At 50.2% G+C, this 205-nt stretch carries 1 tRNA gene; it reads left to right on the top strand.

The annotated features are described in order from the left end of the window. The first annotated feature begins 129 nt into the window (after positions 1-129). Positions 130-205, top strand: a tRNA-Val gene (locus GN208_RS18040).

Below are 205 nucleotides of genomic sequence, written 5' to 3'. Positions count from 1 at the left end.
GCGATTAGCTCAGTTGGTAGAGCATCTCCCTTACAAGGAGGGGGTCACTGGTTCGAGCCCGGTATCGCCCACCATTCTTATTAAGAATGAACGTTGTGATAGTGAAGTAAAGCAGTAAATGTTATGAATGGGCGATTAGCTCAGTTGGTAGAGCATCTCCCTTACAAGGAGGGGGTCACTGGTTCGAGCCCGGTATCGCCCACCA

The organism is Morganella sp. HSTU-ASny43, from assembly GCF_022819185.1.
Classification (GTDB): Bacteria; Pseudomonadota; Gammaproteobacteria; order Enterobacterales; family Enterobacteriaceae; genus Morganella; species Morganella morganii.
Note: the sequence above shows the minus strand (reverse complement) of the source record. Positions and strands in the feature narration are given on the sequence as shown.